The sequence below is a fragment of the Halomonas sp. G11 genome (genome assembly GCF_001663515.1).
Taxonomy (GTDB): domain Bacteria; phylum Pseudomonadota; class Gammaproteobacteria; order Pseudomonadales; family Halomonadaceae; genus Vreelandella.
Genome location: NZ_LYXG01000023.1, coordinates 83,300 through 97,047 on the forward strand (window position 1 = coordinate 83,300; position 13,748 = coordinate 97,047).

Consider the following 13,748-nt stretch of genomic DNA (forward strand, 5'->3'; position numbering starts at 1 on the left):
ACATGCGGCACCTTTACGTAATGCGTCACGCCAAGGCCAAGCAGCCCAGTGGCAACATGACCGACCAACAACGGCCGTTGCGTAAACGGGGAAAACGTCAGGCGACGGCAATGGTGACTGTGCTACAGCGCTGGCAAGCGTTGGAAGGGCAGGTTTACGTCAGCACGGCGGCGCGTACGCGGGAAACCCTCGACGACATCGCCGCGCAGTTGCCCGAACGAGCACTCATCAATCAGCTTCACGTTGATGACGCTCTCTACACCTTCGATGGTGAAGAGCTGCTTGCATGGCTCAAAGCACTGCCTGATGAGCTTGAAAAAGTGCTTGTCATTGGTCATAACCCGGCATTGGTTGATCTCGCCCGCTGGCTCGATGAGGCAGCGCCGACGTCGCTGCCTACCGGCAGCGTGCTGCATTTCACTTTGCCCGATACGCCCTGGTCAGCCATGGAACAGGGCTGTGCGGAGCTGGTGGGGCGGCTGACCCCGGAAGAGGCCAGCTATTCACTTTTCAAGCGTCTTGCCCCCAAGCCACCTGATCGCAAGGGCAGCACTTCTAACCAACTCCGGGCCATGCTTACGCACCAGTACCGGATGGTCAGGGCCCTTGAACCAGGGGTGATGGCGGGCGTTGATGCTGAATTTTTGCATCAGTACCGGGTTAACCTGCGTCGCAGCCGAGCCGTGGGGGAATCCATACGTTCCATTACCAAAGTGCCTGGCCTGAAAAAAATGCTCAAGCGGCTCAAGCACCGTGCCAGGGCCACCAGCGACCTCCGCGACCTTGATGTGTTCCTTGAGGATATTGGCAATACGCCGCCGCCGCTTTCTTCCGCGACTTATCAGGGGTTGCAGCAATGGTTGCAGGATTGCCAGCGCGGAGAGCATCAAGCCCTGTGCGAGCAGTTAAGCGAGCCAGCCTACGCTGAGGAAATGCAAAACTGGCAGACGTTCATCGCTTCCGATGACGTCAGTAAGGCGCTTACCAAGCTGACGCCCAAGCGTATCAAGGCGGTGCTCAATAAGCGCATTGCGCGTCACGATGAGGATCTGGCAGCACTTTCTTCAGATAGCTCTGACACTGCTTTGCACGAACTTCGCAAGGGCGTGAAGCGCATCCGTTATCTGGCCGATCTGAATCCAAAGATCCCCAAGTCGTTTCTGGCAGAATTGAAGCACCGTCAGCGCCTGCTCGGTGACTTTCAGGATCTATGCACTCGACAGGCTTGGCTGAATGCCTTCATCGAAAGCGCTGATAACGACGCTGAACAGAAGAAAGAGTGCGCGTCATGGGGCGCTTCATTGGAGAAGCCGAAGCAGGAGCTGCGCAAGGAGGTATTGGCATTGGCGCCTCTGGCCCGCTAACCGACACCCATCTGGCGGAGGTCACGATGCGTTAAGCTGAAACCGGGGACTCGCTTTCCATGGTCAAGCACTTGAGCAGGAACGGTTAAGAGCCAAACGAAAAGGAGGTTTGGGATGGCTAAAAATCCTCAAGGAAGCGGCAGCTCGCTTTCCGGCCAGATCGAGCCATTAAAAGCGCTGTTAGTCGAATTAGAACAATTTGGGCAGGAAAACGATGCTGCAATCGCCGAGCGCCCACAGCTAATGCTGAATATCACCCGTGATACCGGGGAGTTTCTGCTGGTGCTTACTCAGGCAACCAACGCTCAGCGTGTGCTTGAGATTGGCACGTCCAACGGGTATTCCACCTTGTGGCTGGCTCAGGCGGCGCAAAAGATTGGCGGGCACGTTACAACTATTGAGCAATCTGACTTCAAGCTTGAACTCGCCGCCAAGAACTTTGAACGTTCTGGCCTCTCTGCGTTTATCACCCAGCTGCGTGGGGAAGCAGGCGGTCTGATCGGCGCCCTGCATGACGAAAGCTGTGACCTTATCTTTCTGGATTCCAGACGCTCGGCGTATGTGGCCTGGTGGCCTACCCTTAAACGTTTACTACGCAGGGGCGGGCTTCTTGTCGTGGATAACGCCAGGTCCCACGCCGATGAAATGGATTCATTTATGACGTTGGTATCGGCAGATGCTGATGTCACTACCTGCACAGTACCCGTCGGGAATGGACAGTTCCTGGCCACTCGGTGTGCCTTTTAGTGGCATAGCTTACAGGAACCGCCAATTTTGGCAGCTTTGTTCCGTAACATGGAATGACGATTTAGCTGAGGTGATCGCCAGTTTTGTGGGTGCCATCGAATTGTGTTCGTGACCGGACAGCTTTCATGCGCCACACTGCTACTCAACCCGCCTCGGATGAATCCCTGTGACCAACGCTACCTGGTTTGTATTGATCGGAACCCTGCTGATCATGATGGGGTTGCGTTCGCCCGTTCTCCAACGCCTGCGGCTGACACCTTCCATTGTCTATTTGGCTATTGGGGTAACTCTTGGTCCGTCGGTTTTGGGAGCATTTCATTTTAATCCGTTAGAACAGGCGCATTTGCTGGAAGTGCTCGCTGAAATTGCGGTTCTCGTATCGTTGTTTATCGCGGGTATGAAAATGCCGATGCCGTTCAAATGGCGGGAGTGGAATGCCCCCGTTCGGCTCGCGCTTATCTCCATGACCATCAGTGTCGCCCTGACCGCTGTGTTTGGCTATTACGTGCTGGCCTTGCCACTGGGAGCGGCGATTCTGCTGGGGGCTATTCTGGCACCCACTGATCCCGTTCTAGCCACCGATGTTCAAGTTCGGCACATGGGGGATAAAGATCCTTTACGTTTCACGCTGACCAGTGAAGCGGGCATGAATGACGGCAGTGCTTTTCTGTTTGTCATGCTGGGGCTGGCAATGCTCAGTTCCCCGGTTAGTTACGAACTGCTTGGGGCTTGGGTGTTAAAGGATGTTTTATGGTCGACAATCGTTGCCCTGGTTGTCGGACTCGTAATGGGGCGCTTATTAGCACAGCTGGTATGGAAACAGCGCTTTCTCAGTAACGAAGTCCCGTTGCTGGATGACTTTCTGGGTATGGGCTTGATCGGCGTGGTCTATGGCGTCTGTCTGCTACTCGATGCCTGGGGGTTTCTGGCCGTTTTCGCGGCGGCTATTTCACTTCGTCAGTCGGAACTTAAGCTGGCAAGTATTCACGGGCCTAACCAAGAAACGGGCTTTAACCGGCAAATTTCAGTTAATTCCGAAGAGCCGACGCCACCGAATAGCACCCAAGTGTCTGAAGGTTCCATGTTGTTCAAGGAGTCTCTGGAGCGGCTCTCCGAGCTGGTGCTGGTCATGCTGCTGGGTGGAATGTTGTTTCTTGACTCATGGAGTTTAAGGGCCGTCGGGGTGGCGCTGTTCCTTTTTCTGGTGGTTCGCCCCGCCAGCGTATTCTTGGGTCTGCTGGGTTCTGGCACACCGATGCGGCTGCAGATGCTGGTTGGCTGGTTCGGCGTACGTGGAATCGGCTCGATCTATTATTTGATGTTCGCGATCGTCTTTGGCCTGCCGGAAGCGCTGGCCGTGGAGTTCATCCACATTACGCTAGTGGTTATCGTGCTGTCGATCGTCGTCCATGGACTAACCGTCAAGCCGATGATGACAAAGTGGTGGCCATAATCAGGCACAGTGCACCGGTTTTCCCTTTGCAGCCCGCTTTTTTTAGTTAACCAACAGGAATAGAAGTGATGGAATTGATCCGCAGTGTCGTTATTTCTGAGTTTTCGGATTTCAATGACGTAAGTGAACTTATTATTTTGATAGTTCGACTACTGATAGCTATCTTGCTAGGTGGGCTGCTGGGGCTTGAACGTCAACAGAGCGGCAAGGCGGCTGGAATACGCACCCATATGCTTGTTTGCATGGGCGCTGCGTTATTTATATTGATTCCGCAGCAAGCAGGTATTTCGGATTTGGAGATGAGCCGAGTTATTCAAGGGGTTATTGCCAGGATCGGCTTTCTTTGCGCCGGAAGTATCATCACTGGCAAGAATGATCAGGCTGCTACAGGGCTTACCACAGCAGCCGGTATTTGGTTCACAGCGGCCATCGGCATAGCGGTTGGCCTTGGGCGTGAGCAAACGGCGGTACTGTGCACGCTTCTGGCTTGGCTGGTGCTTTATGTGGTGCCTTTCTTTTCACACTCAATCAGCCAGAAAAAAGCTGCCTATGCAAAACTAAGTGAAGGTAACTCTGGTGTTAAATGAGGAATTTCTACTCGCTAGTACTAAATAGATTCAAAAGGTGCGGATATCCTGGGTTTGCGATCACCGCACCTATTAATGTTGACTGTTTACTTGAAAATAGCTCCCTTTGAGATCTAGGCCGGTTCGGATATCGGAGTGGTCTCTAGCGACATCTGTAGTTTATCGACCAGCGCTTCAACCTTGCCTATCGCCTCGGCCACAGAGTTTGCCAGTAGCTCACCGCCAGCTTCCTGCCCCTCAATGGCGATGTAGTGGAGTCGGGTAATGCCAATAAAACCAAGCGCGGTGGCGAGGTTTGGCTCGAGGTGGTTCATATGCGCCATTTCTCCACCAGGGTCAAAGCCTATACCGCCTCTAGCGCTTAGAATGATGGCATGCCTTGGCCGATCCGTGAGCTTTGGGATGGGAGGGGCAATGGGATTGGTAGCATCGAGATCCACTGTACGACCAAGCCTTATCACTTGATCGATCCACGCCTTGAGTGCGGCTGGCATGCCAAAGTTATAGAGCGGCGCGCCAATCACCACAATATCAGCAGCAATTAATTCATCCACCAATAGGTCGCTTTCTGCCAACGCTTCCTGCATCCAGGATTCTCGCTGGTCTTCAGGCGTAAACGCTGACGCGATCCAATCGTGGCTGATAAAGGACGGCGGGTTTTGACCAATATCGCGATAAGTTAGCGTGTCATGGGGGCGACCTGATTGCCATTGACTGACAAACCGTTGGGTGAGGTGGCGGCTATGGGAGCCGTGCTTATCGGTTCCCGCAATACCGGGGCGGGCGCTGGCATCTATCTGCAGAATATGTGGCATGATTGGTCTCCTAATCTGAACTGAACTCATCTATGATTAACAACAGAATCAGCGTAGGCCCTGCTTGTAGAGGCGAACAAACGATCTTTTCTTGTCGTTATAGGTGATTAAAATTCATTCATGAGCTATCGACGTTTACCCTCACTTTCGGCACTGCGCGCTTTTGAGGCTGCTGCCCGTCATGAAAGTGCCAAGCAGGCGGCACAGGAGCTCTCGGTGACGGCCACTGCCATTAGTCACCAGGTCCGTGGACTTGAAGAAACGCTCGGCATTGCCTTGTTTGTGCGTAAACCACGCCAGTTGGAACTGACTTCCCAGGGCCGGGAGCTGCTGCAGGTGTTGGAAGGCGCGTTTGACAGCATCAGTCACGCGGTCGAGCGGCTAAGCGCTGTGCCCGTTCGCCAAACCATTACGCTTTCCACGACGCCTGCGGTCGCGGTGCGCTGGTTGCTGCCATGGGTTTGCCTACTGCGTGACTCGCATCCAGACATTGATCTGCGCATTCATGCTTCTCACGAGCCGGTAGCGTTGGATGGGGTAACGGCAGATATTGCCATTCGTTATGGCGATGGTCGCTGGCCAGGGTTAGTAGCGGAAAAATTATTTGATAACACCTTCATCCCGACCTGCAGTCCACGCCTTGGTCTGAACGAGGTGGCGCATTTACCGTTGCACCCATTGATTCACTTCAGTAGTCAGGGGGCTATTTCTTCGCCGCTTGATTGGGCAGCGTGGCAAAAAGAGGCAAAGGTGCCTGGACTGGACGTTAGTGCCGGTCTGGTGTTTTCTGACGAAACCCATGCTATTTCAGCTGCCGTGGGTGAACAGGGCGTTGCGCTGATGAGTCGCCAGTTGATTAAGGATGAATTGGAGGAAGGGCGCCTGGTGCAACCTTTCGGCCCGGCATTTGAAGGCAAGCCGTTTTTTCTAGTTTATCCGGAAAGCCGCCGGGACGATCCGACGATTCTGGCTATACGGGAGTGGGTGAAATCGGTGCCGGGTGGGCTTTGTGCGCCATCGCACTGACGTGTGGATATGAAGGGCTACCAGACTGGATCAACAGGAGTGAAAAGGTGGAAGCAATTAGAAATATCATCGCCTCCGAGTTTTCGGAATTCAACGACTTAGGCGAACTCATCATTGTGGTGATCCGGCTACTATTGGCAGCTGTTCTCGGTGGCCTGTTGGGGCTCGAGCGAGAGCAGCGAGGCAAGGCGGCTGGTATACGGACCCACATGCTGGTCTGCATGGGTGCTGCTTTATTCATTTTTATTCCTGAACAGACGGGTATTTCTGATGCAGAGATGAGTCGCGTCATTCAGGGTGTCATTGCAGGCATCGGTTTTCTGTGTGCCGGCACCATCATTACCCGCAAGGATGAAAAAGGCACGTCAGGACTCACCACGGCGGCCGGTATTTGGCTGACGGCGGCCATTGGTATAGCCGTGGGTCTGGGGCGTGAGCAAACAGCCGTTTTATGTACGCTGCTGGCCTGGATGGTGCTTTACGTGGTGCCTTTCTTTTCGCGCCCGATCAGCAAGAAAAAAACGTCACACTTAGGGGATGATGATGAAGATGATTCTGATGTTTGATCCCGAAGCGCTGTCGCCATTTAGGCGAACACTACTGTCAGATATTGTCTTCTGAAATAAAGCTAGTCATCGATATGCCGCCTCCATGGACCGGGAGGGTGCCAGATTTTTTGCACGGGTTCAGCGGTTGTTTTCTCTATTACAGGGGCAAGAAATTCCAACACCGCTACTACAATCTCCGAAAACGCTTCCGGCACATGAGGCTGACCAAGACGCGTACGAAAAGCTTTCCACTGTGGCTGTTTGCTTTCCACAAAAACGGTAGAAAAGGGACTGGTTTCAGGTAGTTCCGTATGCCGGTTGGCAAAGGTTCTTGCGATAGCACCTGCCAGATCCGAAAGGGCGTTTTTCTTGTCGGGATTTATTCAGCAATTTCTGGCGAACAGACGCGTCAATGTTTTTGGCCACCGTGAGCTCTTGTCATCTTATTGATTCTTTTGACTGAGTGATTCCATTCAAAGCTTGGCCTCCACATAGGGTGCCATGATTTTGGCGACTCGGCAGATACGGGCGTATTCCATCAGCCTGCCTGGCCGGAACGTTTTTTGGGTGCGGTAAAGTTCAAGGGCTTCCAGCACCACATCCATGCCGATACGGTTGCGGAACTTGAAGCAGTCCGCCAGGGTTTTTTCGGGGTTGTAGACATGCAGCTTCATGCCATCCACGTCTATCTGGTCAATACCTTCACTGAAAGCCTGCCCAGAGAGCCGGTAACCGGCCACCGGCGGATAGTCCAAAACCGGCAGGCGGGCATCCCGCGCCACCGCAAGGTGTACCTGATGAGGGATCTGCGTGGTCATACTGTGCCAGTCCAGCGCGGAAATCAGGCAGAGCACTGCATGGGGAAAACGCGTGGCGGCGGCCACAAGGTCCGGGTTTTCAGTGGGCGGCAGGTCTACCAGCCGGTATAGACCGCGGCTGACTGGCTCTATCAGTCCTTCATCCCGGAGCTGATAGAACTGGTACCGGCTTATACCCCGCGCCAGGGCCTCGCTCAGGCGAAGATGGCCGCCGTGCTGGCGGAAAAGGGTTTGGAGTTGCGCCCTGGGGGATAGGGCAGAGTCAGTGTCAGACAAACCGTCACCACTTGTTTATATCTGGTGACAGTTTGTCTGATGCATGTTGAGAGTTCAAGTAGCGGCTTCATTCGGGCCTTCCGCTCAGTCACTAGCATGGAGGATTGAAACTCGATAGTGAGGTCTCTCGCACATAGTTTGGATGAGGTTTCGTACTAAGACGTCAGGTGCCATATATATGGTTATAAGGATTCGCCTGTTGACTATCAGCCTTGCTTGGCAGGGGGGCGTTTCACGTTTCCTCTACGCTTTCTCGGCTTGCCTGAGCGCTTCGCCGGGCCACCGGCTACGCCGTGTGCCGTTTGCAGGCTCTGCCTGAGTTTCCCAGCATCGCTATGGTTGAGCAGGCCGCGCAAGTCATCCAGTAACGCCTGCTGAAAGGTGTTGGCGTCGTCCTGCTGTTCGGCGATGGCGCGCAGTCGCTGTTCCCAGAGTGCGGTGCGTTCGGGGGTGCTGACCGCTTCAGGCAGGGCGGCGATCAGGGCGCTGCCGAGCTTGGTGGCGCGCAGGGCCTTTTGCTGGCGTACCAGATAGCCGCGCTGGACCAACGTTTCGATAATACCGGCGCGGGTGGCTTCGGTGCCCAGACCGTCGGTGTCGCGCAGGGTGCGGCGCACGGCAGGGTCGTCCACGTAGCGGCCGATGTTCATCATTGCCTTGATCAGGCTGGCATCGGTGAAGGGTTCCGGCGGGCGGGTTTCCTTCTCCTCAACGCCTGCACCCAGCGCCTGGCAGGCTTCTCCTTGGGTAAGCGGCGGCAGCGGTGGGCTTTCATCTCGGGTGGTGAACAGCGGTTTCCAGCCGGGGTCGAGGATGCTCTGGCCGCGAGCGCGGAAGGCCTCATCAAGCAGCGTAAACTCGGCCTTGACCTCAAAGGTGCGCAGGGGGCGGTAAAACTGGGCCATGACGTTGCGTACGATCAGTCGGAACACATGGCCTTCGGTCGCGGAGAGCTGGCTAAAGTCGGCCGGTTTGCCGCTGGGGGCGATGGCGTGGTGGGCGCCTACCTGCTTGTCGTTCCAGGCCTTGGAACGTAGCGAGAAGTCCGCGCCTTTCAGCCACTGTCGAAGAGCATCGTCGTTTTGGCAGGCGCCGCTCAGGCTACGCTGGGCAAGTGGGAGGTGCTCTTCGGGCAGGTAGCGGCAGTCGGAGCGCGGGTAGGTAATCAGCTTGTGCTGCTCATATAGCCGCTGGCAAATATCCAGCACCACCTGTGCGGAAAGCCCGTGACGGCGGGCGGCATCGACCTGAAGGGCAGACAGCGAGTAGGGCAGCGGCGGTGCCTGGCGCCTCTCCTGCTGGTCGAGCTTTGTCAGTTGACCTGAGGCGCCGGGTAGCTGCGCTGCCAACGCATCGGCGGGTTGGCGGTCGATCAAGCGCCCCTGATCATCAAGCGGCTGGTGTTCCTTGGGCACCCACCAGGCGCGCAGTTGCCCCTGAGCGACCTTGAGATCCACCCATAGGGGATAAAACGGGTGGGGCACAAAATCACGAATGGCGTTATCGCGGCGCACGATCAAGCCCAGTACCGGGGTTTGCACACGGCCCACGGAAAGCACGCCGTCGTGGCCCGCCTGGCGGCCTGTGAGGGTCCAGGCACGGGTCAGGTTGATACCGTACAGCCAGTCAGCACGAGCCCGGGCCTGGGCCGCCTGGAACAGCGGCTGATACTCGGCATTGGGTCGCAGGCTGGCAAGCGCGCGGCTGACGGCGGGCTTGTTGAGGTCGCTGATCAGCAGCCGTTGTACCGGGCCGCGGTACTTCATGTAGTCGATCACTTCCTGTACCAGCAACTGACCTTCGCGGTCCGGGTCACCGGCATGAACAACCTCGCTTGCCTGTTTGATCAGCTTGCGAATCACCGCCAGTTGGCCTCGGGCTTTTGAACGCGGCATCAGTTTCCATTGCTGCGGCACAATGGGCAGCCGGTCCAGTCGCCACTGTTTATCGGCGGGGTCGTAGGCTTCCGGTGCCGCCTGTTCCAGCAGGTGGCCCAGGCACCAGGTCACCGTGGTATCGCCGCAACTGATCGCGCCTTCCTGGCGCCTGGAACTGCCGGGGAGCGCCTCGGCAATCGCTCGGGCAAGGCTGGGTTTTTCGGCGATAATCAAGCGCATACGGGAGATGCCTTAAATTGTGTAACGTAGGAATATGGTAACAGACACCGTATGTCGGTGAGCATAGCGAAAGGTTGTCTGGAAAATGATGTGTGGCGATTATTCGTATAGCTTTTGTATAATTTAGCCGGATTGCGTAAGCTGCATGTCAGATGGTCAACGAGGCGACTTAAATGCGAGATCGCGGAAGAACACGACGTTTGATGGGGTTGGGTGCACGCACCGGCGGAGCGCTGCTCAAGACACGCTTGGGTGGCCAGGCAGACTGGCGGTCCTTGGGCGAGGCACTATTCGAGGGTCTCTCCGAGCTGAAAGGCCCGGCCATGAAGCTGGCGCAAATCATGTCCCAGTGGGATGACCTGCTGCCGCCGGATCTTGCCGAGGAGCTGGCGCGCCTGCAACGCCAGGCGGAACCGATGCCCTGGCCGCGCATCCGCGAGGCGCTGGTGATGCAGTACGGCGATATTGAACAGCATTTTCAGGAAATTGAGGAGCGCCCCTTTGCCAGCGCTTCCATGGGGCAGGTGCACAAGGCGGTCACCCATGCTGGCGAAACGGTGGTGCTAAAGGTGCAATACCCTGGGTTAGCGGATGTGCTGGAAAGCGATCTCAAGCAGGTCAGGCGTATCATGAGCCTGGGCCGCTGGTTCAAGGTTCCCCAGGCGCGGCTGGATGCGCTGTTTGAAGAACTGGCGGCGGGGCTGCGCGATGAGCTCGACTATCGTGCTGAGGCCGACGCGATGGCGCGCTACCGCGAGCGTTATCAGCAAGACTCGCGCCTGGTCATTCCTGAGCCTCTGTTTGATCTATCCGGCCAGCACGTGCTCGCCATGCGCTTTGTTGACGGCACGCCGCTACGTGAGCTGGAGAGCGCCGACGATGATACTCGTCAGAAAGTCGCGTCGGCCCTGGCGGACTGGATCACTGAAGAGTTGTTCACCTATGGCGAGCTGCACGCTGACCCGCACGCGGGTAACTTTGCGGCCGATGACCAAGGTCGACTGGTGATTTACGACTTTGGCGCCGTGATTCCGGTGCCCGAGGCTCGCCTGAAAGCAATGATGCAGCTCCTCGATGCGACCCTTGCCCATGACCCGATGGCGATGGATGAAGCGCTGATGCAAATGGGCGGCCGCCAGGGGCAGGGGGCCCCTTTGTCGCTTTACCGCGAATCCGCTGAGTGTGTGGCGCCGCTGTTTAGCCCCGGTGAACAGGACTTCAGCGATGTACGTGTCCATCGCCGCCTGCGCGAACTGACGCCCAAGGTATGGGCGGCCATGGACCGCCTGCAGCCCCCCGCCGATACGCTGCTGCTTTCCCGTGCCCTGAATGGCCATTACTGGAACCTGGTGCGCTTGCGGGCACGGCTCGATATGCACTCGCGGACGGCCCCCCTGCTTGAATGGGGCCGAGCGGCTTAATCGAGACGCTTCATCCAGAACACCATCGTTTTGTGGCTTTCTTCATTTTCGCCGATGTCTTTCCAGGCGAAAGTGGTGGTGAGTTCCGGGTGACGTTGGTACCCCTGGGCATTCCAGAAGCCGTGCAGCGGACGATAGTTGGATGGCTTGAGCGGGTGGTCGGCGGGGCGCTCGACAGCGCAGAAAGCGGCAATATCAAATCCCTTCAGCTTGGCATGCGCCTCGCGCTCGGCCATGAAGCGTTTGCCAATGCCGCGGCCACGGTAAGCGTGAAGCAGCACCGATTCGCCGTAATAAAACACACTCGAGGGGGTAATGCCGTTAGCCTCGAACGGGCGGCGGAACTCGTCGACTTCATCGGCCAGGGGCTGTCCGGTGGCGGCACCCACCAGTGAGTCGCCGTCGAAGGCCAGAACGAAGAGGCTGTCTGGATTATCCGCGTAGCGACCCAGGTAATCCGCTTCGTAGCTTAAGTCGCCATCGTACAGATAGGGGTAATCACGAAATACCTCGATGCGCAGGCGTGCCAGTGCCTGGACATGAGGCGTTATTTCGGCCCCCTGGCAGGTGGTCAGTGTTAGCGTGTCCATTGGTTTGCTCTCCTGATAAAGCGTTGCTTGGCCGGGTAAAAGGGCTGCCCGCTGGCAGCCCTTGGCGATCTTGCCAATCCTCTCTGCGTGCCCCCAATGGTCATGCTAGACTATGTCGCTTTTCAATAGGGTCTTTTATAAGTGGAGACGGCAATGCTGGCGGTATGGGTCGATCAGCTGCTGGGATTTGCCTCCGGGGCACTCTCGGCAATCAGGCAGGATGAACACTATCCCGATTTTATGACCTGGGTGCGTGCCGAGGGGGCGGAATATTTCAATGGTGATCTGGCGACGGCCCAGGCGCTTGCCCCTATTTTATGGTCGCAAACGCCACTGGAACGGCTGGATTTTGCCTGCGAGCCCCTGGCCACGCCCGGTCGAAACGAACCCTGTTGGTGCGATTCAGGGCACAAGTACAAGCAGTGCTGCGCGCAGGTCGAATTCCCCACTGAAATCCCCGAGCAGATGATGTGGATGCTTTCACTGCGCGAGTGGAAGGGCGCGACCCTGAAAGCCGCGCTGGAGAGCCAGCGCGCGCTGCCCCAGGCACTGCTCGAGGCCGGGTTGATTGCCGCCGAAAGCGGCCAGAGCGGCCGTGCCATGCAGATTCTTGAATCGCTGTTCGATGGCAGCGACTGGTCGCGGCTGCCTGAGCAGGCAGAGCCCGCGTTCGAAATTCTGCTGGATATTTATCAGGAGCGCGGTTTTACCCGCAAGCGCGCCGACCTGCTGGATGAAGTATTGGAACGCGGGCCGCTGTTCCTGCGTGGGGTGGCACTTGAACGGCTATGCCTGACGCACCTGGACAACGATGACCTGGATAGCGCCCGTGCAGCCTTTGTCAAAGCCCAGCAGGCATTGCCTGACTCGCCGACGCTGGCGTATATCGAAGCCATGCTGTTGTTGCATGAAGGGCACGAGCGTGAAGCCAAGGAGCGCGCCAATTTCTGGTATCGCCGCTTGGTCCGGCAGGGCGATCTTGACGACGATCAGCTCGACTTCCTGGCGGCGCTTGCCGACAACCCCGGTGCGACCCTGGCGGATCAACTGCTCAGCGCTGAGGAAGACCTGGCAACGCCGTTGATTTCACTGCAGGCGCTGCTCGCCGCGCTGCCCACTGCGCCGAAGATCGACATCACTCCAAATCCTGATACCGGGCATCTGGAGTACCACGTCAGCGCACGCGAAGCGACGCTTTTTGCCGCCTGGCACGAGCAGTTTCAGGTCATGGTTGACGATGAGGTCGCGCTGGGGTTCCGAGGCGAACCCTGGGGCAACGCGGTGGAGTGGATGTCGGCGTTGTGCGCCCATCCCGAGTGGCTGGATGCGCCGCAAGTGGTGCAGGACCTGACGCTGGCCCTCACCAGCCGTTTTGGCAGTTTGCCGTGGATGGCCCCCAGTCTGCTCGCTCCGCTTGCCAAACGTCTCTCGCGCTGGCTGACCCAGGCGCGTGCTGAGGGCGAAGGTAGCCTGCGCTGGGACGATGCCAATAACGCCATCCTGCTGCGCATTGGTCTGGCCCTGGTGGTAGGCATGGAGCGTGGCGCGCGTCAGCACTCACGCGAACTGGCTGAAGAACTCCTGGCGATCGACCAGGAGGACAGCCTGGGGCTGAGCGAACTGGTGCTGGACCAACTACTGCGCGACGACCGCAATGAAGAGGCGCTGGCGCTTACCGAACAAGCCAGCAGCGATAGCTCTTTGGAACTTGGGTTGCTGATGGGCCGCACGCTGGCGCTATACCGCCTTGGCCATCACGAAGCCGCAGAACGTTCGCTCAAGGAGGTGGTCGCCCATAATCGCCATACGCTGGATATGATTTGCGCTGAAAACCCGCGCCCGGTCATGCCGCACCCCGATGGTCAGGTTGACCCCGGCTCACGCGCCGAGGCCTGGCAGTACCGCACGCTAATGCGCGATCAGTGGCGGACGACCCAGGGGGCGCTGGACTGGCTCGACGCCCATCGCCCCGGGAGTCGGTAAGCG

12 protein-coding genes are annotated in these 13,748 nt (G+C 57.3%); 8 read left to right on the top strand and 4 right to left on the bottom strand.

Annotated elements, in window-relative coordinates; genetic code table 11:
- The first annotated feature begins 2 nt into the window (after positions 1 to 2).
- The 4 genes from ADS46_RS11300 to ADS46_RS11315 all read left to right on the top strand — a co-directional run bounded on the left by ADS46_RS11300 (position 3) and on the right by ADS46_RS11315 (position 4,151).
- Positions 3 to 1,364, top strand: a complete 1,362-nt coding sequence (locus ADS46_RS11300; RefSeq protein ID WP_066320185.1) for a CHAD domain-containing protein — start codon at positions 3 to 5, stop codon at positions 1,362 to 1,364.
- 114 nt (positions 1,365 to 1,478) lie between these two features.
- Positions 1,479 to 2,111 (top strand): O-methyltransferase, encoded by a 633-nt coding sequence (locus ADS46_RS11305; protein WP_066320188.1) that lies wholly within the window; start codon positions 1,479 to 1,481, stop codon positions 2,109 to 2,111.
- Between the two features lie 166 nt (positions 2,112 to 2,277).
- Complete coding sequence (locus ADS46_RS11310; RefSeq protein WP_066320189.1) at positions 2,278 to 3,564, top strand: cation:proton antiporter; 1,287 nt, start codon at positions 2,278 to 2,280, stop codon at positions 3,562 to 3,564.
- A 68-nt stretch (positions 3,565 to 3,632) separates the two neighbouring features.
- A complete protein-coding gene (locus ADS46_RS11315; RefSeq protein ID WP_066320191.1) occupies positions 3,633 to 4,151 on the top strand; it encodes an MgtC/SapB family protein in 519 nt (172 codons plus the stop codon).
- Between the two features lie 113 nt (positions 4,152 to 4,264).
- Here ADS46_RS11315 and ADS46_RS11320 read toward each other — a convergent pair whose 3' ends face one another.
- Positions 4,265 to 4,966 carry an FMN-dependent NADH-azoreductase gene (locus ADS46_RS11320; protein ID WP_066320193.1) on the bottom strand — a complete coding sequence of 234 codons (702 nt, stop codon included), beginning with the start codon at positions 4,964 to 4,966 and terminating at the stop codon, positions 4,265 to 4,267.
- A gap of 120 nt (positions 4,967 to 5,086) precedes the next feature.
- Between ADS46_RS11320 and ADS46_RS11325 the strand changes: the two genes are divergently transcribed.
- Both ADS46_RS11325 and ADS46_RS11330 read left to right on the top strand, forming a co-directional pair.
- Positions 5,087 to 5,992, top strand: a complete 906-nt coding sequence (locus tag ADS46_RS11325; RefSeq protein WP_066320196.1) for a LysR substrate-binding domain-containing protein — start codon at positions 5,087 to 5,089, stop codon at positions 5,990 to 5,992.
- Between the two features lie 47 nt (positions 5,993 to 6,039).
- Positions 6,040 to 6,558 (top strand): MgtC/SapB family protein, encoded by a 519-nt coding sequence (locus ADS46_RS11330; protein WP_066320199.1) that lies wholly within the window; start codon positions 6,040 to 6,042, stop codon positions 6,556 to 6,558.
- Positions 6,559 to 7,013: 455 nt separating this feature from the next.
- On the opposite strand, the gene ADS46_RS11335 is transcribed toward ADS46_RS11330, so the two are convergent.
- Positions 7,014 to 7,634, bottom strand: coding sequence for a type IV toxin-antitoxin system AbiEi family antitoxin domain-containing protein (locus ADS46_RS11335; RefSeq protein ID WP_066320202.1), 621 nt, complete (start codon positions 7,632 to 7,634; stop codon positions 7,014 to 7,016).
- Positions 7,635 to 7,840: 206 nt separating this feature from the next.
- Positions 7,841 to 9,751 carry a DNA topoisomerase III gene (locus ADS46_RS11340; RefSeq protein WP_066320205.1) on the bottom strand — a complete coding sequence of 637 codons (1,911 nt, stop codon included), beginning with the start codon at positions 9,749 to 9,751 and terminating at the stop codon, positions 7,841 to 7,843.
- Between the two features lie 173 nt (positions 9,752 to 9,924).
- On the opposite strand from ADS46_RS11340, the gene ADS46_RS11345 reads away from it, so the two are divergent.
- The gene (locus ADS46_RS11345; RefSeq protein WP_066320208.1) at positions 9,925 to 11,172 is read left to right on the top strand and encodes an ABC1 kinase family protein; all 1,248 of its coding nucleotides are present in this window, start codon (positions 9,925 to 9,927) and stop codon (positions 11,170 to 11,172) included.
- Here ADS46_RS11345 and ADS46_RS11350 read toward each other — a convergent pair.
- Positions 11,169 to 11,762: a GNAT family N-acetyltransferase gene (locus tag ADS46_RS11350; protein WP_066320210.1), complete on the bottom strand. Its 594-nt coding sequence runs from the start codon at positions 11,760 to 11,762 to the stop codon at positions 11,169 to 11,171. The two genes, ADS46_RS11345 and ADS46_RS11350, sit on opposite strands and share 4 nt — an antisense overlap.
- A 153-nt stretch (positions 11,763 to 11,915) precedes the next feature.
- On the opposite strand from ADS46_RS11350, the gene ADS46_RS11355 reads away from it, so the two are divergent.
- Positions 11,916 to 13,745, top strand: coding sequence for an SEC-C metal-binding domain-containing protein (locus tag ADS46_RS11355; RefSeq protein WP_066320212.1), 1,830 nt, complete (start codon positions 11,916 to 11,918; stop codon positions 13,743 to 13,745).
- Positions 13,746 to 13,748: the final 3 nt, after the last annotated feature.

Bases quoted from the DNA above. Each gene is read 5' to 3' on its own strand.
- ADS46_RS11315 (WP_066320191.1), top strand. From the start codon at position 3,633: ATGGAATTGATCCGCAGTGTCGTTATTTCTGAGTTTTCGGATTTCAAT.
- ADS46_RS11325 (WP_066320196.1), top strand. From the start codon at position 5,087: ATGAGCTATCGACGTTTACCCTCACTTTCGGCACTGCGCGCTTTTGAG.
- ADS46_RS11350 (WP_066320210.1), bottom strand. From the start codon at position 11,762: ATGGACACGCTAACACTGACCACCTGCCAGGGGGCCGAAATAACGCCT.
- ADS46_RS11300 (WP_066320185.1), top strand. From the start codon at position 3: ATGCGGCACCTTTACGTAATGCGTCACGCCAAGGCCAAGCAGCCCAGT.
- ADS46_RS11355 (WP_066320212.1), top strand. From the start codon at position 11,916: ATGCTGGCGGTATGGGTCGATCAGCTGCTGGGATTTGCCTCCGGGGCA.
- ADS46_RS11345 (WP_066320208.1), top strand. From the start codon at position 9,925: ATGCGAGATCGCGGAAGAACACGACGTTTGATGGGGTTGGGTGCACGC.
- ADS46_RS11320 (WP_066320193.1), bottom strand. From the start codon at position 4,966: ATGCCACATATTCTGCAGATAGATGCCAGCGCCCGCCCCGGTATTGCG.
- ADS46_RS11305 (WP_066320188.1), top strand. From the start codon at position 1,479: ATGGCTAAAAATCCTCAAGGAAGCGGCAGCTCGCTTTCCGGCCAGATC.
- ADS46_RS11340 (WP_066320205.1), bottom strand. From the start codon at position 9,751: ATGCGCTTGATTATCGCCGAAAAACCCAGCCTTGCCCGAGCGATTGCC.